This is a genomic window from Xanthomonas sp., assembly GCF_017163755.1.
Taxonomy (GTDB): Bacteria; Pseudomonadota; Gammaproteobacteria; order Xanthomonadales; family Xanthomonadaceae; genus Xanthomonas_A.
The window spans coordinates 133447-155589 of sequence record NZ_JAFIWC010000005.1 but is presented as its reverse complement, the minus strand read 5'-3'; the positions used below and the strand labels follow the sequence as shown (position 1 = coordinate 155589).

Here is a 22143-nt window from a genome sequence, read left to right as displayed (position 1 = left end):
CACTCCCGCTGTTCAACGATCGTCGCACTGTTGCGCAGCCGCAGCGTCCGCCGATGCCAGACGCTGCGCGCGCGTGGCCCACACTTCCCATTCCTGCACCGCAAGGGCGGCGTAGCGGCCGTCGGCGCCGGACGCATCGAACACCGCGCGCACGCAACGCGTGGTCACCGGCGCGAAACGCAGCGTCTGCACACGGCCGGCGGCCGCAGCGTGCGTCGCCTGCGCCAGCGGCAGCCACTGCCCGTCCTTGCGGTATTCCAGGTGCCAGCGCGCCGGCGGCGCCACGCCTTCGTTCGCGCCGGCGGGATGGTCGGCCCAGAACACGATGCGGCTGCGCTCCAGCGCCACCGGCTGCGCCCAGCTGTACTGGATCCACTGCTGCGGCGGGTTGTCGCGCGTCCAGCTGCCCCACATCTGCGGCGGCAGCGGGTTGCGCGCGACCACGCCGTCGTTGAGCGCGGCGAACCAGTACTGGTGCGGGATGTCCGGGCCGTTGGAGGCACTGGCGTGCGCGTAGCGGGCGACGTTGCGCTGCGGCGGCAGCGGCGGCTGCGGTGCGCGCGTGGCGACCACCGGCCGGATCCGCGCCGGCTGCCGGGTGTCGTCCCAGTCCAGCCGGTCGATCGCCACGCTGCGGCGGAAATGCCCGCCGCCCTTGGCGTCGGCGGTGTGGTAGACCAGGTACCACCGGCCCTTGAATTCGACGATGCCCGGATGCGAGGTGGTGGAGGACACCGGCCGCAGCAGCACCCCGCGGTAGGTCCACGGCCCCAGCGGGGACGGCGCGGTGCCGTAGGCGATGCAGGCGTGGTACAGCGTCGGCGTGCAGTCGGAGCCGGGCCCGGTGCGGTTGCCGGCATAGGCCAGGTAATAGGTGCCGTTGCGCTGGAACAGCCACGGCGCTTCGAAGAAGCCGTCCAGCGTGGTCACCGCCAGCGCCTGCCCCTTGGGTGTGACCATGTCGCGTTCCAGCTCGATGCCGAACAGCTTGCCGAAGGTGCCCCAGTACAGGTAGACGCGGCCGTCGTCGTTGACCAGCACGGTCGGGTCGATGTTCTGGATGGTGTTGCTGACCGGCAGCGACTGCGACAGGATCGGCCCTTGCGGATGCGCGTCGCGCCACGGCCCCAGCGGGCTGTCGGCCACCGCCACGCCGATCGCGAACGGATCGGCGTTGGCCGAGCCCCTCTCCTCCACCGGCGCGTACAGGTAGTAGCGCCGGTCCGGGCCCTGCACGATCTGCGCGGCGTAGGCGCGACCGGCCGCGGCCCACGCGAACACCTGCTCCGGGCGCAGCAGCGAGGGGTAGTGGGTCCAGCGTCCGCTGCCGATGTCGTCGCTGGCCAGCAGCTGCCAGCGCCGCATCACGAAGTCGTTGACGTCCGGCGGCGCCTCGTCGCGGCCGGCGAGGATGTACAGCTTGCCGTCGGCGACCAGCGGCGCCGGATCGGCGGAATAGTCGCGACCGTCGGCCAGGATCGGGTTGCCGGCGGCGTGTACGCTGCGCGCCGCGGGCGCCGACGACGCGGCGCCCGCGCACAGCGCGCACGCCAGCAGCAGCAACGGCCACGCCCGGCCGCACGCGCCGCGCACGCTCATGGCGCCTCCGCCGGGTCGACCACGATCTGCAGCCGCACCGGCAGCCGGCCGCTGTCGCCGCGCCCTTGCGCGGTGCCGACCAGGCTGCGGATGCCCGGCGCGGCATAGGCGGACGGCGCCAGCGGCGGCCACTGCACCGGCACCCGTTCGCGAGACCCGTCGTTGTACTGCACGCCGACGAATTCCGGCAGCGCCGGCGCCTGCCCGGCGCGCGTATGCAGCGGCGGCGGCGCCTGCACCGTGTTGACCTGGCCCGGCGCGGCGGCGCGCACCCAGATGCTGGCGCTCACCGGCAGGCCGCCGTCGGCCAGGCCCTGCACCTGCACGCGGCCTTCGCCGGCCAGCGCGGCGCGGTCCAGCTGCGGCCAGCGCACGTCCAGCCAGGCCCAGCTGCCGTCGGCGAAGTAGCCGGCGACGCGCCGCGGCAATGCGGGCTCCTCGCCGGGCGCCACGCGCACGTCGATCGGCTCGGTGCCGTCGGCGCGCTCGGCGAACACCTGCCATTCGTCGAGGCCGACCGCGGCGCGGCCGTCGCCCTGCACCGCGGTGTCCAGCACCGCGCGCAGCGCAGTGGTGGTCACCGGCGCGAACGCGACCCGGCTGGGCGCGCCACGGCCGGCGATGGGATAGCCGCCGCGTACCGCGATGTCGCGCCATTGCGTGCCGTCGCGGTATTGCAGCTTCCACGCGCGCGGCGGCGCCACCCCGCCCTGCGGCTGGTCGTCCCAGAACTGCAGCGCCACCGCGTTCAGCCGCTGCGGCTGCCGCCACTGGTACTGCACCCAGACCGAGGCCGGTTGCGCGCGGCCCCAGCTGCCCCAGCGCCGGTCCGCGGCCGGCGCCTGATCCGGCGCCGGCAGCAGGCCGTCGTTGAGCGCCTGCAGGCGATGGTGGCCGGCGGTGAACTGCGCGCTGGGCTCGGCCTCGCCCTGCACCTGCAACCCCTGCCCGGCGGGCAACGGCGCGGCGACCGCGGCCACGTCGGCATGCCCCTGCAGCGCACCGTCGTCGGCCTGCAGCCGCAGCGTGTAGGCGCCGGGCGCGGTGAAGCGCACGCGGGTGCCGGCCGCCTGCGCGTCGTCGAAGATCGCCGCGCCGCCGGGCGGCGCCTGCAGCACGCGCCACTGCAGCGCCAGCGTGCCGTGGGGCAACCCATCGTCGCCGACCCGCCCGTCCAGGCGCAGCGCGCTGCCGCCACCGTCCTGCTGCCAGGCCTCGACCCGCGGCGCCTGGTTGGCCATGGCCGCCGGCGCCTTGGCGCCGCTCGCGTAGGCCTGGATCTCCTTGATGCCGGTGCGCAGCGCGCCGGCATGCAGGACCAGCACGCGCAGCCGCTGCGCGCGCAGCGCCGGGAAGCGCACGCGGTTGCGGTTGCCCTGCGCGATCGGCGCGTCGCGCACCTGGCCCGGCACGGTCTTCCACGCCGTGCCGTCGAAATACTGCAGCGCGTACAGCCACGGCGGCGCGTACCCGGCGCGCGTGCCGGAGGGGAGGCCATGCTGTTCGCCTTGCGGCGAAGAGCTGCGGTAGAAGTACAGGCGCACATCGTCCAGCGTCTGCGGCCGCCCCAGGTCGAGTTCGATCCAGTCGCTGCGCGACGGCGAGCCGGCGCTGCCCCAGAACGGCTCGTTGGCGGTGCTGCCGTCGACCGCCGCCGCGGCCGGGAAGCCCTCGGCCGCGTAGCTGGCGCTGACCGCCGCGCCCTGCGCGAGATCGCGCGCGCCCGCCGGCAGCGCCGTGTCCACGCCGGCATCGGCCAGCACGCCGGATACGCGCGCATCGGCGGCGAAACGCACCTGCGCCGGCGCCTGCAGCGCCAGCGCGTGCGAGGCCAGCACCTGCACCTGCGCGGCCCCGGCATTGACCGCGTCCGGCGCGGCCTGCACGCGGCCGCTGGCCGGATCGTAGATCACGTGCGCGAGGCGATCGACGGTGAACGCCAGGCGCCCGTCCAGGTACAGCGAATAGCCCCTGGGCGCCGCGCCGCCGTAATGGCGTCCGTCGCGGTCCCAGACGATGGCCAGGTCGCGATCGCGGTAGCGCAGGTTGTCGGCGGCGAAATGGTCCCAGCCGAGGTCGATCGGGTACAGCTCGATCCTGGCGTCGCTGCGCGGGCGCAGCCCCATCGCGTCCTCGATCACGGTGAAGTTGGTCGCGCCGAGCTGGGTGTGATGGATCCACGAGCGGTAGCCGATGCGGCCGCCGTCGGCCGCCTCGCCCTGCGCCCAGAACTCGTTCTGGTCCGGATAGCGGTTGTCGCCGTCGATGTAGTGCGCCCACGCGTTCCAGTACAGCAGCTTGCGGTAGGCCTGCGCGTCCAGGTATGGGCTGGGATAGTCGCGCAGCGCCGCGCCGAGCAGGCGGAAGGCGACGGTTGCGTTGATCACCGAGAAGTTGTTGCTGCCCTCCTCGCCGCGCGCGTGCTTGTCGGCCTGGTTGGCGGTGTAGAACGGGAAGATCGGGTACTGGCCGGCGTCGGCGAACAGGCGCAGCGCGCGCACGTACTTGGGGTCGTAGTCGGCGTCGCCGGGCTTGGGCATCAGGCCCACGCTGAACGGGTAGTAGTTGTTGGTCTCCTTCCAGTCGACCGCCCGCCTGGCGCCGTCGGCCTGGCGGTGCTTGAGCAGGTCGCCGTGCAGGCCCATCGTGTCGGCGCGATCGCTGCGGTCCTGCCACAGCACGTCGAGCACGCTGCGGCGGATCCGCGCCGCCATCGCCTGCATTTCCTGCGCGCCGGCAGGGTCGCCGGCCAGCGCGGCGGCTTGCGCGGCGGCCTGCGCGTTGGCGTAGACGTAGGCGCTCTCGGTGCGGTCCATGCGCACTTGGCCGTGGCGCTTGGCCCAGTCGAAGGACACCGCGTCGGCGTCGTTGCCGGTCATCGCCGCCCAGTCGTATTCGATCAGGCCGTTGCCGTTGCGGTCGTAGGCGCGCAGCAGCCCGCGCACGTCGTCGCTGCCGTAGCGCGCCAGCTTGCCGGCCAGCGCCGCCGGCCCGCCGTGCACCTGGTAGGCGCGCCATGCCGCGGCGGTCAGGTACTGGGCGTAGGAATTGGACCAGTTCTCCGGCGAACCGGGATTGTCCACGTACTTGCCGCCACCGGCGGTCTCGCCGGCGCCGATCCACGAGCCGTAGGCATAGACCGGGTCGCGCAGGTACTTGAGGTCGTCGACGAACATGCCGGTGGTCAGCACGATCGCGTTGTCGTAGCCGAGCACGCCTTCGATCGCCACCGGGAACTGGTAGTCGTTGCCGGGCACCGCCGCGTCGAGGAAGTTGAAGCGCAGCAGCCACCAGCGGTAGAACAGGGTCTTGTCGAGGTTGTCCTCGGGCGTGTCCAGGTACGGCAGGTTGTCGGCCCACCAGCGGTTGTAGCCGACCACGTGCTCGCGATAGGCCTGCTGCGGCGATTGCGCGGCGATGCGGCGGTAGGCCTGCAGCGACTGCGGCAGCTCGCGCGCGGTCAGGCCCAGCTGCAGCTTCAGCGGCGCCGCCTCGCCGGACGCCGGCAGCGCGACGCGGCGCACCAGCGCCTGGCCGTCGGCGACGAAGCCGTCCCCGGACAGGCGCGGGAACACCGTGGTGATGTCGTTGCGCGCCTGGAACGCGCCGGTCAGCTCGGCGCCGTCGGCATGGACGGCCATCGGCGAGGTCGCCTTCAGCGTCAGCGTGCGCGCCACCCCGTCGGTGCTGGACAGCACCGCCTCGGCGACGGCGACGTTGTCGTAGGTGATGAACTTGGTCAGGCGCAGGCGCACGTGCGCCTGCGGGTCTTCGAACACGGTGGCGAAGTAGCTCGGCGTCTGCCGCCGCTGCGCGGCGATCTCGCCCAGGCGCAGCGGCGCGCCGTCGAGCTCGGCCTGCAGGCGGAACAGCGCGTCGTGGCCGGTCTTGTGCCAATAGGCGACGTCGCCGACGAAGCCGACCTGCTCCGGCTGGTGCGTGTACATGTAGGCGGCGCGGCCGCGGGTGAACAGCCAGTTGTTGCGGTCGTCGAAGCCGCCGCCGTCGCCGGCGCGCAGCAGCATGCGGTCGATCCAGAAATCGCGCCCGGGCGCGCTGCCGGCACCGTCGGCCAGATCGGCGGCGAACACCCGCGGCAGGTAGCCGCCGGGCGCGAACCCCAGCTGCGGATCCGGCAGCGGCTGCGCGGCGCCCTTGAACCGCGGGTAGCCGATGGCCGCGTTGCTGGCCTGCAGCGCCTCGCCCGTGCCGGCCGCCGCCTCCGCCCACGCCAGGCCGGGCAGCGCCAGCGCGATACCGGCCAGCACGAAGGCGGCGAGCGCGCCGCGCGCGGCCAGGCCGGCCCGGCGCGCGGGCGAACCCGGAGCGCGCCGCCGGTGATCGGCGCGCAGCCTCAAAACTCGGCCCTGATCCGGGTCCAGAAGTAGCGACCCATGGTGTCGTAGGTGAAGGCGTCGGTATTGGCCGCGCTGGCGTAGCCGTAGTAGTGCGGCGGCTTGCGGTCGCCGAGGTTGTCCACGCCCACCGCCACGGTGGTGTGCAGGCTGGCGAACTTCCGGCTCAGCGAGGCGTCGTGGTAGGTCACCGTGCCCACCGGGAAGTAGACGCAGGAACCGTCCGCGGCGGTGTTGACGCAGAAGTCCTCGTACGCACTGCCGACCGTGGTCGGCCCGAGCAGGCGCGTGTTCCAGCTCGCGTGCCACGGACCGTTGTCCCAGCCCAGGTTGAGGTTGGCGCGCCAGCGCGGCAGGTTGCCGTAGCTGGACATCTCGCCGGCGTAGTTGTGCGCGTCGCCGCTGAACCGGTAGCTGGACAGGTAGGTGGCGTCGATGCCGGCCTGGAAGCTGCCGAACCGGGTCTCGCGCAGCGCGTACTTGAGCCCCACGTCGTAGCCGCGGATGTCGACCTTGCCGCTGTTGATCGCGAACGGCACGGTCACGCTGACCAGCTGCCCGGTGGCGCCGCGCTGGATCAGCGGGCAGTACTCGCCCTGGCCGTCGTAGCAGTTCTGCAGCACCTGGTCCAGGCCGATGCCATTGATCATGTCCTCGAGCGTGACCCGCCAGCTGTCGGCGTTGATCGACAGCCCTTCCATCCAGCCCGGGTCGTACACCGCGCCCAGGTTGTAGGAACGGCCCTGCTCGGGCTTGATCGCGAAGCCGGCGTTGGCCGAGCCGGTGGTCAGCACGGTGAACGAGGAGGTGTTGGCGAAGCTGCCGTCGGCCGGCACGTTGGCGCAGGCGGCGGGGTTGCCGCCGCCGGTGTAGCCGGCGCACGGATCGGTGTAGTCGCCGGCGGCGTCGATCACCGCGTTGTACGGCGAGCCGTACAGGTCGCCCAGCGCCGGGGCGCGGAACACTTCCGAGCCGGTGGCGCGGATCATCAGGTTGTCGATCGGCCGCCACTCCAGCGCGATCTTGCTGTTGGTGGTGTCGCCCCAGGCGTCGTACTTGGAATAGCGCGTGCCCAGGTTGAGGTTCAGCGCCTGCGCCCCGGGCAGGTCCTTGAGCAGCGGGATCAGCACCTCGGCGTAGGCCTCCTTGATCGATTCGTCGTGTCCCTGGTTCATGATGCAGCCGTCGTTGTAGTCGCAGTTGCCGAACGCGTCGGCGGCGGCCACGTCGCTGGTGGTGCCCTGGGAGAAGTCGTTCTTGCGCAAGGACAGGCCGAGCGCGGCCTGCACCGCGCCGGCCGGCACGTTGAACAGGTCGCCGTTGACGCTGGCCTCGGCGAACTTCATCGTGCTCTCGTCGAGCAGGTCGACCGGGCGCTGGGTGGCCTTGATCGCGGCGATCGTGGCCGGATCGTCGGGATTGAACACGTTGATCGGCGTGCAGCCGGCGATCACGTTGCCGGGCGTGCCGCACTTGACCACGCCGTCGCCGTCCAGGAACGAGGCGCCGGCGGCGTTGTTCAGCGCCGAGGTGATCGAAAAGCCGTTGCGCACCAGCGTGTCCTTGTAGCGCGCGTAGCCGGCGGCCGCGTCCCACCGCCAGCTGCTGTCCTGGAACCTGCCGCGCAGCCCGGCCACCACGTTGGTCTGGTACATCTGCGAGCTGTACACGCGCGTGTTGGCCTGCACCGAGCGCAGCAGGTAGCGCGAAAGCTCCGCGCCGAACGGGTTGTAGTAGTTCTGCGCGGCGCCGGGCAGCTCCAGCCCGAACGCGGTCAGCTGCGAGGTGGTCTTGCTGCGGGTCCAGAACAGGTCGACATAGCCCTGCACGTTGTCGGTGAAGTCGAAGCTGGCGTGGGCGGAGAAGTTGGTGCGCTCCACCGGCGTGACCAGGTACTGGCCGAAATACGAGTTGTAGCCTTCCACCGCCTGGTCGTAGGTGTGGAAATCGTCGGTGCCGACCGCGCCCGGCGCCAGGCCGCTGTTGGGGGTCAGCACGCGGCCGTCGGCGAGGAACGCGCGGGTGCCGTTGCCGCGGCGCTCCACCACTTCGCCGCCGAGGTAGTTCTGCGCGGTCCGGGCATAGCTGCGGTCCTCGTCGTACAGGGCGTTCATCGAGCTGCGGCTCAGGCCCAGGATGATGCCGCCGCGGTCCCAGCTCTTGCCCCACTCCACGCCGACCGAGCGCCGGTTGCCGTCGCCGTGCGCGCTCTGGCCGTAGTCGAAGTTGGCGGCGAAGCCGTCGTACTTGTCCTTGAGGATGATGTTGACCACGCCGGCGATGGCGTCGGAGCCGTACACCGACGAGGCGCCGTCGGTCAGCACCTCGATCCGCTCCACCATCGACGCCGGGATCGCGTTGACGTCGACGCCGGGCGCGGCGGCGACGCTGCTCGCCGGGCCGGCCATGCGGTGCCCGTTGACCAGCACCAGGGTGCGCTCGGCGCCCAGGTTGCGCAGCGACACCAGCGCGCGGCCATGGCTGAAGCCGGAGTTCAGCGCGATGTTGGGCATGTTGCCGGCCATCGCCGGCAGTTGCTGCAGCAGCTGGCCGATGGTGTTCTGGCCGCTGTCCTCGATGCGTTGCCGGTCGATGGTGATCACCGGGCTGGCGGTCTCGGCGTCGACGCGGCGGATGTGGCTGCCGGTCACCGTGATCTGCTCCAGCGTGGTCGCCGCCGCGTCCTGCGCCTGCGCGGCGGGCGTGCCGGCGGCCAGCGCCAGCGCCGCGGCGAGCGGCGCCATCAGCAGGTGCGGTCGCGGCCGGTACTGCGGCGGGCGGGCGGAGTGCGGCGGAACGCGTGCGGGCAAAGACGACATCGGGCTCTCCTTTGGGCGGCGATGGCATCGCGGCCGGCAGCGCGGGCAAGCAGATCCCGGACAGCCGTGCGCATCGCACGCGGTCGTTGGCGAAAGTGCTGGGACAGGACGCCGTGCGCAGGCGCGGCAGTGGTTGGGAGGTCCCACCGCCGCGCGTGCGACGACGCGAAAGGTTTACCGCGCTGCGTTCGGCAGCCCGCTTGCATCGTGCGGAAATCTCCCCCGGGACTTCATCGCACGGACACAATGTGCGCGTAGCGTGACCGCGCCGTCTTGTCGTATTTACCGGTTAAACATGCGGAATACCGCACTGAATCGCGCGCGGCGGCACGTTTCCGACATTTTCGTCACTCAGCCGTAGGCGGCCGAAATCGTCACTTGCCGGGCCGCGCCGGCGGGCACCAGCACGCGCTCGTTGCGCGGCCCCGACAGCGTCGCCGCACGGCCGTCGACCAGCACCTCGCGCAGGCGCGTGCCGGCCGGCACGCGCAGGGTCAGCCAGGTGCGCTCCGGCGCCAGCGCCGGCAGCGCCAGCGTGCCGTCGATGCGCTGCCGCGCGGGGTCGCCGCGCAGGGTCAGCGACACCGCGCCCCAGCGCGTGGGCGCGGCCTCGATCGCGATCGTCTCGCCGCTGCCGAGCCAGTCGCGCGGCAGCGCCCTGGCCAGGAACAGTTCCTTGCCGGCGCTGTCCTCGAACACCAGCATCCAGCGCAGCAGCAGCGGGATGGTCATCTGCGCCGGGATGCAGAACAGCGGCATGCCGCCGGTGATGCCGCTGACTTCGCCCGCGGTCCAGCTGCCGCGGGTGTGCACGTGGTAGCGGTGCGCGTACAGGAACAGCAGGTATTCCTCGATCCGGTCCAGGCGCAGCAGCTGCTGCGCATAGCCGTAGGAGATGAAGCCGAGCAGGTCGCGCCCTTCCGGGGTGGGCGGGGCGATGTTGCCGACCACCCCGAGGCTGGTGCCGCCGTGGCCGCGCACGCAGTCGATCACCAGGTGGGCGAGGTCGTCGGGCAGCACGTCGGCCTGCAGCAGCTCGGCGTAGACGCGGTGCGGCCAGCCCTGCTCGCTGGGCTTTTCCTGCAGCAGCGACTGGCGGAAGGTCAGCGTCACGCCCGGCAGCGGGCCGATGTAGGGCGGGGTCAGGTCGCGGCGGATGTTGCCGCGCAGGGTCTTGTGCAGCTGCCGGGTCAGCTGCTGCGCGCGCCGCTGCCAGTGCGCGGCGCTGGCCTGCGCGCCCGGCCCGGCGATCGCGGTCCAGACCGCAGCGATGTCCTGCCAGCCGCGCACGGTCAACGCGCTGTTGGCGTAGTACGGCTTCCACCACAGCGTCGGATCGGGGAACAGGCAGGCGTCCGATTCGTTCCAGCCGTGGATCAGGCCGTGCCCCGGCGCGGCGGCCGGCAGCGCCAGGCTGGCGTCGTGCAGTTCGGCCAGCAGCTGCGCGGTGGCCTCGATCTTGCCGCGATGCTTGCGCAGCAGCGCCGCATCGCCGGTGTAGCGCAGGTAGCGCGCCAGCAGCGACAGGGTCAGGCCGAACTGGCCGGTCTCGGCGCCGCGCATGTTGACCATGCCGTCGTCCTGTACGAAGTCGCTGAAATAGCCGTCCAGCACCGCCGCGGCCTGGGCGAAGCGGCCCCACTCCAGGTTCGCGTATAGCGAGCTGGTGAAGGTGTCCTGGAAGCCGTCGTACTCGTTGCCGTAGTAGTCGCGGTCGACCGCGCCGTACTTGGGATAGGTGCCGCCGGGGCGCACCACCAGCTCGCGGGCGAAGGCGAAGCGGGCCATATCGGTCCAGCTGGCGTCTGGCAGCTGCGCCGGCGCGATGTCGGCCAGCAGCCCCTGCCAGTAGCCGGCGAAGGCCAGCAGGCCGCGGTAGAAGTCCTCGGCGCTGCGCGGGCCGCGCCGCGGCGGGTAGTCGGGGTAGCTGTAGCCGTAGACCACCTTGGTCACCTGCCCGCGTTCGACCAGCGCGCTGCGGTGCCAGGTCTGCACGATGAAGCGGTCGTCGGCGAGCACGTCGGCGAACAGCAGGATGTCGTAGTAGCGGCCCTCGCCGGCCGGCACCACCTTGCGCACCGCCGGCATCCAGCCGCCGATCAGGCCTTCGTGGCGGCGTTCGATCAGCTCGGCCTTGCCCAGCTCGGGGAACGCGTGCACGGCGCGGTAGCAGCGGGTGCGGCCATCGGGGTAGACCGGCATGGTGTCGGCGCATTCGCGGGTGCCGACGAAGGTGGTCCACGGCAGGCGGCCGTTGTAGTCCTTGGGGTCGAGCTTGGAGGCCGGCGGCGGCGCCGCGTCGCGCACTTCGTCCGGGCGCGGGTCGCCGTCGCGCAGCAGGCGGTCGGCGAGCAGGTCGGCTTCGGCCATGGCCACGTCGGCCAGCTTCATGCCGAAGTACGGCGGCTGCGTGCTGGGGTAGACCGGCTCGGTGCGCTTGCCGAGCACCAGCGCCCCGTCCGGGCCGAGCAGGGTCAGGTCGCCGTCGGCGCTGCGCAGGTCTTCGTACACCTGCCATTGCGCACCGGCCTCGACGAAGCGGCATTGCAGCGTATGCCCGGCCAGGGCCTCGGCCGCCAGCGGCTGCAGCCGTGGCGCCGGCACCGGCGGCCGCGACGGCGCGGTGCTGGTTGTCGCCGTGGCGCTGGCCACGCTGCCGGCGAACGCCTCGCCCACGCCGGCCACCGCGCCGACCGCCAGCCCCTGACGCAGAAAATCTCTCCGATCCATGTCCCGTCCCCGATGAGCAAAACAGCCTCATCCTGCGCCGCGGGCGTCGCAGCGTCTTGTGCCCGCTGGCAAGGAACGGTGCGGAAAATTGCATAGCGGGGGCGAGGCGGCGGCGGCTGCACGAGGCTTCGCCCGTACCCTCATCCGCCCATCGGAGCACCTTCTCCCCGATTGGAAAAGGAACGGCCGGCTAGCCCCTCTCCCACCGGGAGAGGGGTTGGGGTGAGGGTCCGGCGCGAAGCGTCTCACGGAGTTGGGTGCACGAGGCTTTGCCCGTACCCTCATCCGCCCCTTCGGGGCACCTTCTCCCGATGGGAGAAGGAAGTGGCCGTGGCCTCAGGCCAGGACGTCGAGCAGGCTGCCGATCGTGTCGTCCGCCGCGCGCAGCACCCGCGCGTTGGCCTGGAACCCGTTGCGTGCGGACAGCCCGCCGACCATGTCGTCGACCAGATCGCTGCCCTCGCCGCCCACCGCCTGCACCTGGCTGGTCACGCCGCCGCCGGCCGCTTCCTGGTTCACCGTCACCTGGCGCTGGAAGCCCTCGGTGGCGGCGTTGGCGACGTTGTTCGCACGGGCCTGCAGGCCGGACGAGGCCGCACGCATGCCGGACAGGGCGATCGAGGACACCGAGGCGATGGAACTCATGCGCGTTTGCTCGTCGGGCGGCCGCGGTGCGGTCGCAAGGCAGGTAGGTTGCCACAGTCGCCCGCAGCACGTCGGGACCGTTGCGTAGAGCGTTGCAGCCGCAGCCGGTCGCGGCGCCGTTCGACAGGCGTACGTACCGGCCACCGCCATGAACGTGGCGGCCCTGCTCCAGGCGCAATGGTTGCCCGTTCCTGCCATCGGCACGATCGCCGACAACTTCAATGCGGGAGTTGAATCCTGTGACTTGCGACACCTTCGGCGGCGGGACCGGGGACCGGGGACCGGGAAAAGCCAAGAGCGCATCGGTTTGGCGCCATCGGCTGCGGTTGTTGCGGTTGCTGTTCCGGGTCCCTGGTCCCCGGTCCCGTTGCATGGCTCGATGCGTCCCCTACTCCCTCTGATCGACCGCATTCCACCGCGGCGTCGGCGCACCCAGCAGATGCCGCACGAAGAAGTCGTACTGGCGCCGCTGCACGTAGTCGATCGGGCCGCTGGAACGGCCCACCGAATGCTCGCCGCCGGGCACGTCCAACAGATCGAAGTCCTTGCCGGCCCTGATCAGCGCGTCGACCACCTGCGCGGTCGAGGCCGGGTCGACGTTGCTGTCCTGCTCGCCGACGATCAGCAGCAACTCGCCGCGCAGCTTAGCCGCGTGGTCCACGCCGGAGGCGGCGGCGTAGCTGGCGTCCACCGGCCAGCCCATCCACTGCTCGTTCCAGCTGATCTTGTCCATGCGGTTGTCGTAGCAGCCGGCATAGGCCACGCCGACCTTGTAGAAGTCCGGATGCCGCTCCAGCGCGCCGAGCGTGCTCTGCCCGCCGGCCGAGGCGCCGTAGATGCCGACGCGGGAGATGTCGTAGGACGGGTCCTTGGCCGCCAGCGCCCTGTGCCAGGCGATGCGGTCGGGGAAGCCGGAATCGCCCAGGTTCTTCCACGCCACGTCGTGGAAGGCCTTGGAGCGGTTGGCGGTGCCCATGCCGTCGATCATCACCACGATGAAGCCCAGGTCGGCCTGCGCCTGCATGCCGATCTGCTTGTCGCCGCCGGAGTGGTAGCCGAACGGCCAGAAGGTCTTGGGCACGAACGCGTCGTGCGGGCCGGCGTAGATGTTCTCGATCACCGGGTACTTCTTGCGCGGATCGTAGTCGCGCGGGCGCACCACCATGCCCCAGATGTCGGTGCGGCCGTCGCGGCCCTTGGCGACGAACGCCTGCGGCGCGCGCCAGCCAGCCGCCTGCAGCTTGCCGATGTCGCCGCGCTCGACCACCTGCAGCAGCGTGCCGTCGATGGCGCGAAGCTCCATCACCGGCGCCAGGTCCGGACGCGAATAGGTGTCCACGTAGTGGCGGCCGTCCTCGGCGATGGACACATCGTGATCGGCGTCGGCATGGGTCAGGCGGGTCAGCCGGCCGCCGTCGAAATCCACCGCGAACAGCTGCCGGTAATACGGATCCTTGCCCGCATCCATGCCGCTGGCGGAAAACCAGATGCGCCGCTGCGCATCGTCCACGCGCAGCACTTCGCGCACCACCCACGGGCCCTGGGTGATCTGCGCCTTCACCTTGCCGCTGGCGCCGTCGAACAGGTACAGGTGGCGCCAGCCGTCGCGCTCGGAGACCCACACGATCTCCTTGCCCAGGCCGTCCACGTCGTGGCGGAAGCTGCGGTCGGCGTAGACGAAGGTCTTCGCGTCCTCGCCCACCGCCACGTGCGCGCGGCCGCTGGCCGCATCGACCGCGATCGCGCGCATGCGCTGGAAGCCGCGTTGCACGTAGTCGAAGCTGAAACTGCGCGCGTCCTTGCGCCACTGGATCGGCGAGAGCTGGTACGGATTGGCGAACAGCGCATCGTCGATGGCGATGCGGCGCGCACCGGTGTTCGCGGACAGCGTACCGATGTCGAACAGCACCGGCCGCTCGACATCCACCGCATCGCCCGGCTTGGGATACAGCTGGGTGCGCACGCGCGGCTGGCCGCCGCCCGGCGGCGCCGCCTCCACCCGCGTGACCCGCCGCGCCAGGCCCGGGCGCACCCGGTACAGCGCCAGCCGCTGCGAATCCGGCGACCAGGCCAGGGTTTCCGGATCGTAGAAATCGTCGGCGCGGCCGTCCTCGCTCAGGCGCACGACGCGGCCGTCGGCGACATGGCGCAACGCCACGTCGAAGCCGTCGGCGAACGCGTCCCAGCGCCCGTCGGGCGAGCGCCGCGGCGTAGGGTCGGCCGGCAGCGACAGGTCGCGGACCACGCCGAAACCGCGCGGCCGCGGCTGCGCGCCGGCCTCCACCGGCGCGCAGACGTAGTCGGCCAGCGTGCAGCGCCACGGCGCGTAGTCGATCTGGAACACGATCGCGGCATGGGCGTGGCCGGCGTCGGCCGCATAGTCGAAGCGTTCGAACGGCAGGCGCAACGCCGGGTAGTCGGTACCTGCCGCCTTGCTCAGTCCGCGCGCCAGCCGCGCCGCATCGAACGCCGGCTGCTTGCGCTGGCCGGCCACGTCCTCGAGCACGAAGGCGAAGCCGCCGGGCACCGTCTTGCGGTAGTAGAACGCGCCGTCGTCACGCCACTGCGCCGGCCAGGCGACGTTCTCGGTCAAGGTCATCCACGCCTCGCGCAAGCCGAGCGAGCGCTGGTAGTCGGCGGCGCCGGGCGCGGCCTGGACATGGCCGGCGGCAAGGAACCCCGCAACCGACACGATCGCCACAACGAATCTGTTCATTACTTTCCGATATCCCCAATGCGGTTTTTTGTAGGAGCGGCTTCAGCCGCGACAGAATGTTCAAGCCGCCTGTCGCGGCTAAAGCCGCTCCTACAGAAGCGAGCGCAACCTATTCCCCGTCGTCCTCTTCCAGCGCCAGTTCCGCGGCGCTGAGCCCGCACAGCGATTTTCTGTAGGAGCGGTTTCAACCGCGACAGGATGTTCCAGCAAACCTGTCGCGGCTGGTGGCCCGAGGCCACCCGGAGCCGCGCCTGCAGAAACGAGCGCACCTATTCCCCGTCGTCTTCTTCCAGCGCCAGCTCGTCGCTGCGCAGCCCGCTGCGCGCGCCCCAGTGGTAGATGAAGAACGCGATCACCGCCACGCTCAGCGTATCCCACGGATGGGCGATCCAGCCGATGCCGCCGAACGTGCCCAGGTAGGACACCGCCAGCACCAGCGCGTAGAACGCGATCAGCCACAGCGAGCAGCGCACCTGCCGCAGCAGCCTGGGTCGCGCCGCGGCCGACGGCAACTTGTACAGCACGTAGATCAGGAACAGCGCGATCTGCAGCCCGAGCAGCCACGACAGCGTGCGCCAAGTGGACCAGTACACGATCAGTGCCGCGACGATGAACGACAACGGCCCCAGCACCGCCATGCCGCTGACCCGGAACGGCCGCGGCAGCTCCGGCGCGCTGCGGCGCAGCGCCGCGACCGTGACCGGCGCCACCGCGTAGCTCAGCACCAGCGCCGCGGACACCACCTGGATCAGCGTCTCCCACGACGGGAACGGCAGGGTCCAGAACACCGACAGCGCGAAGCTCAGCCACAACGCCGGACGCGGGATGCCGGACTTGGCGTCGATGCGGGTGAGCACCGGCAGGAAGCCGCCGCTGCGCGCCCAGCCGTAGACGATGCGCGGCGTAGCGTTCATGTAGATGTTGCCGGTGCCGCTCGGCGAGACCATCGCATCGCACACCACCAGCACCGCCAGCCAACCCATGCCCAGCGCCACCGCGATGTCGCGGTACGGCAGCGCGTAGTCCTTGTCCAGGCCGGCCCAGCCCAGCGCCAGGCGCTCGCCGGGAATGGCGCCCAGGAACGCCAGCTGCAGCAGCACGTAGATGACGGTGGACAGCACCACCGACAGGATCAGCGCGATCGGGATGGTGCGCTGCGGGTCGCGCACCTCGCTGGCGACCGACACGATCGGAGTCAGGCCGAGGTAGGCGAAGATGATGCCGCCGGCGGAGATCGCCGCCTCCACCCCGCTCAGCCCGGCCGGCGCGAAGCCGTAGGCGTGCAGGTTCTGCGGCTGGAAATGCACCAGCAGCATCACGATCACCAGCAGCGGGACCAGGAACTTGAACACGCTGATGATGTTGTTGGCCTTGGCGAAGGTCTTCACGCTGAAGTAGTTGAGCGCGAAGAACAGCACCAGCAGCGCGAACTGCAGCAGCCAGCCCCACAGGCTGGGATGGCCGCTGGCGTCGCGGTTGAGCGCCGGCACCCAGGCCGCGGCGTATTGCCGGCACGCCTCGACCTCGATCGCGATCAGGCTGGAGAACGCGATCAGGGTGATGAAACCCATCAGCGAACCGAGCAGCGGCCCATGCGAGTACTCCGGATAGCGCACCGCGCCGCCGGCGCGCGGCAGGGCCGCGCCGAGTTCGCAATAGACCAGCCCCAGCAGGAACACGGCCACGCCGCCGACGATCCAGGAGACGATCCCGGCCGGGCCGGCGATCGCCGAGACGTGGCTGGCGGAGAACAGCCAGCCGGAGCCGAAGATCGCGCCGAGCCCGATGAAGGTCAGGTCGGTCAGGCTCAGACGCTTGTGGAACTTGCCTTGTGTGGCCATGGTGCCCCCGCTGGAAAAGTTGTAGCCAAGTTCAAACACCTGCGCTGTTCCCTTCTCCCCCCGGGAGAAGGTGCCCCGAAGGGGCGGATGAGGGTACGGGCGAAGCTTCGTCGTTTCGACTGCACGAGGCTTCGCTGCGTACCCTCACCCCAACCCCTCTCCCGAGGGGAGAGGGGCTTCAAGCGATGCAGCCCGGGCGCTTCCTGCGCCCATGGCGACCTGCGGGTCCCTTCTCCCTTTGGGAGAAGGTGCCCCGAAGGGGCGGATGAGGGTACGGGCGGAGCTTCGTGTCGTTTCGACTGCGCGAGGCTTCGCTCCGCACCCTCACCCCAACCCCTCTCCCGACGGGAGAGGGGCTTCAAGCGATGCGGCCGGCGCTTCCTGCGCCCATGGCGACCTGCGATGTTCCCTTCTCCCTCCGGGACCATGGCCCCCTTCTTGGGGGAAGGTGCCCCGCAGGGGCGGATGAGGGTACGGGCAGAGCTTCGTGTCGTTTCACTGCCCGAGGCTTCGCTCCGCACCCTCACCCCAACCCCTCTCCCGGAGGGAGAGGGGCTTTGTCATGCCTATTGTTTTGGCACCTCCTGCGCCCACGGCGACTTCCCACCTTCGGCGATGAAGCGATCGATGCGCTGCTCCAGCACCGGCAGCGGCACCGAGCCGGTTTCCAGCACCGCGTCGTGGAAGGCGCGGATGTCGAACTTCTCGCCGAGCGCGGCCTCGGCCTTGCGCCGCAGTTCGAGGATCTTCAGCTCGCCCAGGTAGTACGACAGCGCCTGCCCGGGCCAGGCGATGTAGCGGTCGACCTCGGTGGTGACCTCGTGTTCGCTCAGCGCGGTGTTGTCGCGCAGGTAGGCGATCGCCTGCTCGCGGGTCCAGCCCTTGTGGTGGAGGCCGGTGTCGATCACCAGCCGGCACGCGCGCCACATCTGGTAGGTCAGGTAGCCGAAGCGGTCGTACGGGGTGTCGTACATCCCCATTTCCTGCCCCAGGTATTCCGAATACAGCGCCCAGCCCTCGCCGTAGGCGGAGATGTAGCTGTAGCGGCGGAAGTCCGGCAGGCCCTGCTGCTCGGCCGCCAGCGGCATCTGCAGCGCGTGGCCGGGCGAGGACTCGTGCAGGGTCAGCGCGGTCAGGTTGTACAGCGGCCGCGACGGCAGGTTGTAGGTGTTGACCAGGTAGATGCCCGGGCCGCCGCGGCCGCCGGTGTAGAACGGCGCCAGGTCCGGCGGCACCGGCTCGATCGCGAAGCGCTGCCGCGGCAGCCGGCCGATGTAGTCGCCGACCTTGGCGTCCACCCGCTTGGCGATCCACGCCGCCTGCTTGAGCAGCTCGTCCGGCGTCTTCGGATAGAACTGCGGATCGGTGCGCAGGAATTTCAGGAACGCCGGGAAGATCGCCTGCCCCTGCGGCGCGACGAAGCCGCTGGCGGCGATGGTCTGGTCCATGTCCTTGCGCAGCTTGGCCACTTCCTGCAGCCCGATCGTGTGGATCTGTTCGGGCGACAGCTCCAGCGTGGTGAACTCGCGGATCTGCGCGCGGTAGTAGGCCTTGCCGTCGGGCAGCGCCTCGCCGGACAGCGTGGCGCGCGCCTTGGGCTCGTATTCCTGGCGCATGAAGCGCAGCAGTTCGGTGTAGGCCGGCACCACGCTGCGCGCGATGGCGTCCAGCGCCTGTTGCCGCAGCTGCGCCTGCACGTCCGCCGGGATGCTGGCCGGCATCTGCTTGAACGGGGTGTAGAACAGGTTGGCCTCGCCGCTGGCCGCGGCGACGTCGGCGATCGACTGGTCGCGGCCGGCCAGCGTCACCTTCGGCTGGCTGAAGCCGCGCGCCAGGCCGGCGCGCATGTTGACGATCTGCTCGTCGAAGTAACGCGGGATGTCGGCCAGCACCTTCAGGTAGCGCTGGTAGTCGTCGCGGTTGCGCAGCGTGGCGCGTGCGCTGAAGCCCAGATTGCTCCAGAACGCGGTGTCGCTGTTGAACGGCATCTCCCAGGCGCGGAAGCGCTGCTGATCCAGGAACACCGCGATCTGCTGGCGGTAGACCTGGTAGTTCACCTGATCCTGCGCCGGCAGCTGCGCCGGCTCGATCGCATCCAGCTCGCGCATCACCTGCTGCCAGTACGCGGTGCGCCGCTCCTGCGTGGCCACGTCGACCTTGGGCAGGTGGTCGGCGGGCGCGCCCTGGCTGTCTTCGTCGTCGGCGCCGGCCGATTGCTCCTGGCGCCATTTCCACTCGCGCTGGTACAGCGCCTTGAAGCGGGTGGCGGCATCGCGGGCGGCCGGCGCGGCGGCCGGCGGCGCGGAAGCGGGCTGCGGCTGCGCGGCGGCGCCCTGCCCTGCCAGCGCACAGGCGATCGCCAGCAGCAGCGGCGCGCGAAGTCGGGAGCTCAGGCTCATTGCGGTTTCTCCGGGGTGGCGGACGGGCCGGCCTCGACCGGCTCGATCCAGGCGGCGATGCGGCGATCCAGCAGGCCCAGCGGCATCGCGCCGCGGCCGTGGGTCGGGTCGTGGAAGGCGCGGACGCCGAAGCGTTCGCGCAGCGCCTGGCTGTCGCGTTGGCCGCGCGCGTAGCCGGCAACGCGCGTTGCGGGCCGCGCGCCGTCGCATGCCATCGCCATGTCATGCACAGCGCGCATCAGGCGAACGGCCGGTCGATCGCCGGCGACGGCGGCGTGAACCAGCGCGCGCCGTGTTCGGTGACGTGGAAATGGTCTTCCAGGCGCACGCCGAACTCGCCCGGCACCACGATCATCGGCTCGTTGCTGCAGCACATGCCCGGCGCCAGCGGCAGCGCGTTGCCGCGCACCAGGTACGGCGCCTCGTGGATGCTCATGCCGCAGCCGTGACCGGTGCGGTGCGGCAGCCCGGGCAGGCGGTAGTCCGGGCCCAGGCCGGCCGCCTGCAGCACCTCGCGCGCGGCCTGGTCCACCGCCGCGCAGCTCACGCCCGGACGCGCAGCGGCGAACGCGGCGGCCTGCGCATCGTGCTCCAGCTGCCAGATGCGCCGTTGCTTGGCGCTGGGCTCGCCGAAGATGTAGGTGCGGGTGATGTCCGAGTGGTAGCCGTGCACGGTGCAGCCGGTGTCGATCAGCACCAGTTCGCCGCGCTGCAGCGCCTGCACCCCGGGAATGCCGTGCGGGTACGCGGTGGCGTGGCCGAACTGGACGATGCAGAAGGTCGAGCCGTTGTCGGCGCCGAGCGCGCGGTGCGCCTCGTCGATGAAGCGCACCAGCTCGGCGGTGGTGATGCCTTCGTGGATCAGGCCGGCGGCCAGGCGCTGCACCTGCAGGGTCATGTCGCAGGCCTGCTGCATCAGCGCCAGTTCCGCCGGCGACTTGCACATGCGGCAACCGTCGACGATCGGCGCCGCATCGCGGATCTGCACCTTGCGCAGCACCGCGACCAGCCCGCTGTACGCGGCGAAGGCGATGCCCGGGTCCAGCGCCAGCGCGGCGGCACCCAGTTCGCCGAGCGCCTCGGCCACCAGCGCATGCGGATCCTCGTGTTCCTGCCACAGGCGCTTGCGCACCGGGATGCGCAGCACCGCGTCCAGCGAGCCTTCCTCGAACGCCGGGCAGATCAGCAGCGGCTCGCCGTCGGCGCTCAGCAGCATCGCCACCAGGCGCTCGCTCGCGCCCCACGGCACGCCGGTGAAATAGCGCAGCGACGCGCCGGCGCCGACCAGCAGCGCGTCCACGCCCTGCGCGCGCATCAGCGCACGCGCCCGGTCCAGCCGCTGAAGGTACTCCTGCGGCTGGATCGGCGCGGCGCAGTCGCGCCAAGGCGCCAGCTGCGCCTGCGCCTGGTCCCGGCTCAGGCCGCCGATCTGCGGCGCATCGCTCATGCGGGGCTCCCCACGTCGGCCGTGCTCCAGACGCCGTCGATCAGGCGCTGCACGCCGCCGGGATTGCGGTCGCGCAGCAGTTCCGGCAACAGCGCGTCGGGTACGCCGTCGTAGCTGTGCAGCGCGGCGAAGCGGCGGATCGCCGCCGGCATGCCGACCGCGGTGAAGCCCGGATGGCCGGTGCTCGGATACGGGCCGCCGTGGTTCATCGCCGCGCTGACCGCCACCCCGGTCGGCATCTTGTTGCAGATCAGCCGGCCCACGCGCGGACGCAGCGCCGCGGCCACCGCGGCGAAGGCGACGTCGTCGCTGCCGTCGGCGGCGCGGTACAGCGTGCCGGTCAGGTTGCCGTCGAAGCTGCGCGCCAGCGCGGTCATCTGCGCCATGTCGGCCGCACGCACCAGCAGGCTGACCGGGCCGAACGCCTCGGTCTGCAGCGCCTCGCGCTGGGCCACGAACGCCTGCGCCGACACGCTCAGCAGCGTGGGCGCATGCCGGTAGCCGGACGCCGGGTCGGCGTCGCCGCCGGCCAGCAGCTCGGCCCCCGCGTCGCGCAGCGTGGCCACGCCGCGTTGCAGGTGTTCGAGCACGCCGCGCGAGAACAGCACGTTCGGCGCGGCGGCGGCGAAGTGTGCGCGGGCGGCGGCGACGAACGCATCGCCGGCCTCGCCTTCGGGCACCACGACGATGCCCGGGTTGGTGCAGAACTGGCCGCTGCCCATCGTGCACGAGGCGAAGAACTCCTGCGCCAGCGCCTGGCCGCGTTCGGCCAGCGCGCCGGGCAGCAGGAACACCGGATTGATGCTGGACAGCTCGACGTAGGCCAGCACGCCGGCGCGGTCGGCCGCGGCCTTCAGCGCCAGCCCGCCGGCGCGGCTGCCGGTGAAACCGATCGCGCCCAGCCGCGGGTCGCCGGCCAGTTCCAGGCCCAGCTTGCTGTCGAAGTGGTACAGCAGCTGCACCGCCGCGGCCGGCAGGCCGTTGTCTAGCAGCGCGCGGTGCGCCAGTTGCGCCAGGCGCTGGCTGGTGGCCGGATGCGACGGATGCGCCTTGGCGATGACCGGGTTGCGCGCGGCGATGGCCGAGGCGAAGTCGCTGCCAGCCACCGCGTTGAACGCGAACGGGAAATTGTTCGGCCCGAACACCAGCACCGGCTTGTGCAGCGGCCCCAGCTGCGCGCGCAGGCCGGCGGCGGTGTCGATCACCGGCTGCGTCCAGCTGTGTTCGCGCACCGCGTGGGCGGCCTGGCGCAACTGCCCGCTGGCGCGCGGCAGCTCCACCTTGGCCAACCGCGGCTCGCTCGCCAGCGCGGTCTCGGCATGGGCCAGTTCCACCAGCGTGGCGACGTCGGCCTCGATCGCATCGGCATAGGCATCCAGGAACGCGGCGATGCGTTCGGGCGCCGCGGCGGCCAGCGCGTCGGCGACCTGCACCGCCGCGGCCAGGGCGGCCTCGAGGTCGGCGGCGCCGCTGACCGGGAATTCCGGCCCGATCTCCGCGCCGGTGCGCGGATCCTCGGCGCGCAGGCGGCCGCGCGTTTCCAGCGACGGCTGCCAACGGCCGGCGAGCAGCAGCGGTTGCATCGGCGTCAC

General features: G+C 71.4%; 11 protein-coding genes. All 11 read right to left on the bottom strand.

Going from position 1 to position 22143, the window contains the following annotated elements; translation table 11 throughout:
• Positions 1-12 precede the first annotated feature (12 nt).
• The 11 genes from JR065_RS05235 to JR065_RS05185 all read right to left on the bottom strand — a co-directional run bounded on the left by JR065_RS05235 (position 13) and on the right by JR065_RS05185 (position 22134).
• The gene (locus JR065_RS05235; RefSeq protein ID WP_206232743.1) at positions 13-1599 is read right to left on the bottom strand and encodes a family 43 glycosylhydrolase; all 1587 of its coding nucleotides are present in this window, start codon (positions 1597-1599) and stop codon (positions 13-15) included.
• Positions 1596-5864, bottom strand: coding sequence for an Ig-like domain-containing protein (locus JR065_RS05230; RefSeq protein WP_429001842.1), 4269 nt, complete (start codon positions 5862-5864; stop codon positions 1596-1598). The genes JR065_RS05235 and JR065_RS05230 overlap by 4 nt, the downstream gene beginning before the upstream one ends.
• A gap of 89 nt (positions 5865-5953) precedes the next feature.
• Positions 5954-8698 (bottom strand): TonB-dependent receptor plug domain-containing protein, encoded by a 2745-nt coding sequence (locus JR065_RS05225; RefSeq protein WP_241093401.1) that lies wholly within the window; start codon positions 8696-8698, stop codon positions 5954-5956.
• 426 nt (positions 8699-9124) lie between these two features.
• Entirely contained in the window at positions 9125-11503 is a 2379-nt protein-coding gene (locus JR065_RS05220) for a Tat pathway signal protein (protein ID WP_206232740.1), read from the bottom strand.
• 336 nt (positions 11504-11839) lie between these two features.
• Positions 11840-12148, bottom strand: coding sequence for a flagellar basal body protein (locus JR065_RS05215; RefSeq protein WP_206232738.1), 309 nt, complete (start codon positions 12146-12148; stop codon positions 11840-11842).
• 388 nt (positions 12149-12536) lie between these two features.
• A complete protein-coding gene (locus tag JR065_RS05210) occupies positions 12537-14864 on the bottom strand; it encodes a S9 family peptidase (RefSeq protein WP_206232736.1) in 2328 nt (775 codons plus the stop codon).
• Positions 14865-15133: 269 nt separating this feature from the next.
• Positions 15134-16705: an APC family permease gene (locus JR065_RS05205; RefSeq protein WP_206232734.1), complete on the bottom strand. Its 1572-nt coding sequence runs from the start codon at positions 16703-16705 to the stop codon at positions 15134-15136.
• Positions 16706-17271: 566 nt separating this feature from the next.
• Positions 17272-19104, bottom strand: coding sequence for a DUF885 domain-containing protein (locus JR065_RS05200; RefSeq protein WP_206232732.1), 1833 nt, complete (start codon positions 19102-19104; stop codon positions 17272-17274).
• Complete coding sequence (locus JR065_RS05195) at positions 19101-19343, bottom strand: hypothetical protein (protein ID WP_206232730.1); 243 nt, start codon at positions 19341-19343, stop codon at positions 19101-19103. Before JR065_RS05195 ends, JR065_RS05200 begins: the two co-directional genes overlap by 4 nt.
• Positions 19343-20551 (bottom strand): M24 family metallopeptidase, encoded by a 1209-nt coding sequence (locus JR065_RS05190; RefSeq protein WP_206232728.1) that lies wholly within the window; start codon positions 20549-20551, stop codon positions 19343-19345. Before JR065_RS05190 ends, JR065_RS05195 begins: the two co-directional genes overlap by 1 nt.
• Positions 20548-22134 (bottom strand): aldehyde dehydrogenase family protein, encoded by a 1587-nt coding sequence (locus JR065_RS05185; protein WP_206232726.1) that lies wholly within the window; start codon positions 22132-22134, stop codon positions 20548-20550. Before JR065_RS05185 ends, JR065_RS05190 begins: the two co-directional genes overlap by 4 nt.
• Positions 22135-22143 lie beyond the last annotated feature (9 nt).

What these genes read in the sequence shown, in the direction of transcription:
- JR065_RS05200 (WP_206232732.1), bottom strand. Translation starts at nt 19,104, where the DNA reads ATGAGCCTGAGCTCCCGACTTCGCGCGCCGCTGCTGCTGGCGATCGCC.
- JR065_RS05210 (WP_206232736.1), bottom strand. Translation starts at nt 14,864, where the DNA reads ATGAACAGATTCGTTGTGGCGATCGTGTCGGTTGCGGGGTTCCTTGCC.
- JR065_RS05220 (WP_206232740.1), bottom strand. Translation starts at nt 11,503, where the DNA reads ATGGATCGGAGAGATTTTCTGCGTCAGGGGCTGGCGGTCGGCGCGGTG.
- JR065_RS05225 (WP_241093401.1), bottom strand. Translation starts at nt 8,698, where the DNA reads ATGGCGCCGCTCGCCGCGGCGCTGGCGCTGGCCGCCGGCACGCCCGCC.
- JR065_RS05185 (WP_206232726.1), bottom strand. Translation starts at nt 22,134, where the DNA reads ATGCAACCGCTGCTGCTCGCCGGCCGTTGGCAGCCGTCGCTGGAAACG.
- JR065_RS05235 (WP_206232743.1), bottom strand. Translation starts at nt 1,599, where the DNA reads ATGAGCGTGCGCGGCGCGTGCGGCCGGGCGTGGCCGTTGCTGCTGCTG.
- JR065_RS05190 (WP_206232728.1), bottom strand. Translation starts at nt 20,551, where the DNA reads ATGAGCGATGCGCCGCAGATCGGCGGCCTGAGCCGGGACCAGGCGCAG.
- JR065_RS05205 (WP_206232734.1), bottom strand. Translation starts at nt 16,705, where the DNA reads ATGGCCACACAAGGCAAGTTCCACAAGCGTCTGAGCCTGACCGACCTG.
- JR065_RS05195 (WP_206232730.1), bottom strand. Translation starts at nt 19,343, where the DNA reads ATGCGCGCTGTGCATGACATGGCGATGGCATGCGACGGCGCGCGGCCC.
- JR065_RS05215 (WP_206232738.1), bottom strand. Translation starts at nt 12,148, where the DNA reads ATGAGTTCCATCGCCTCGGTGTCCTCGATCGCCCTGTCCGGCATGCGT.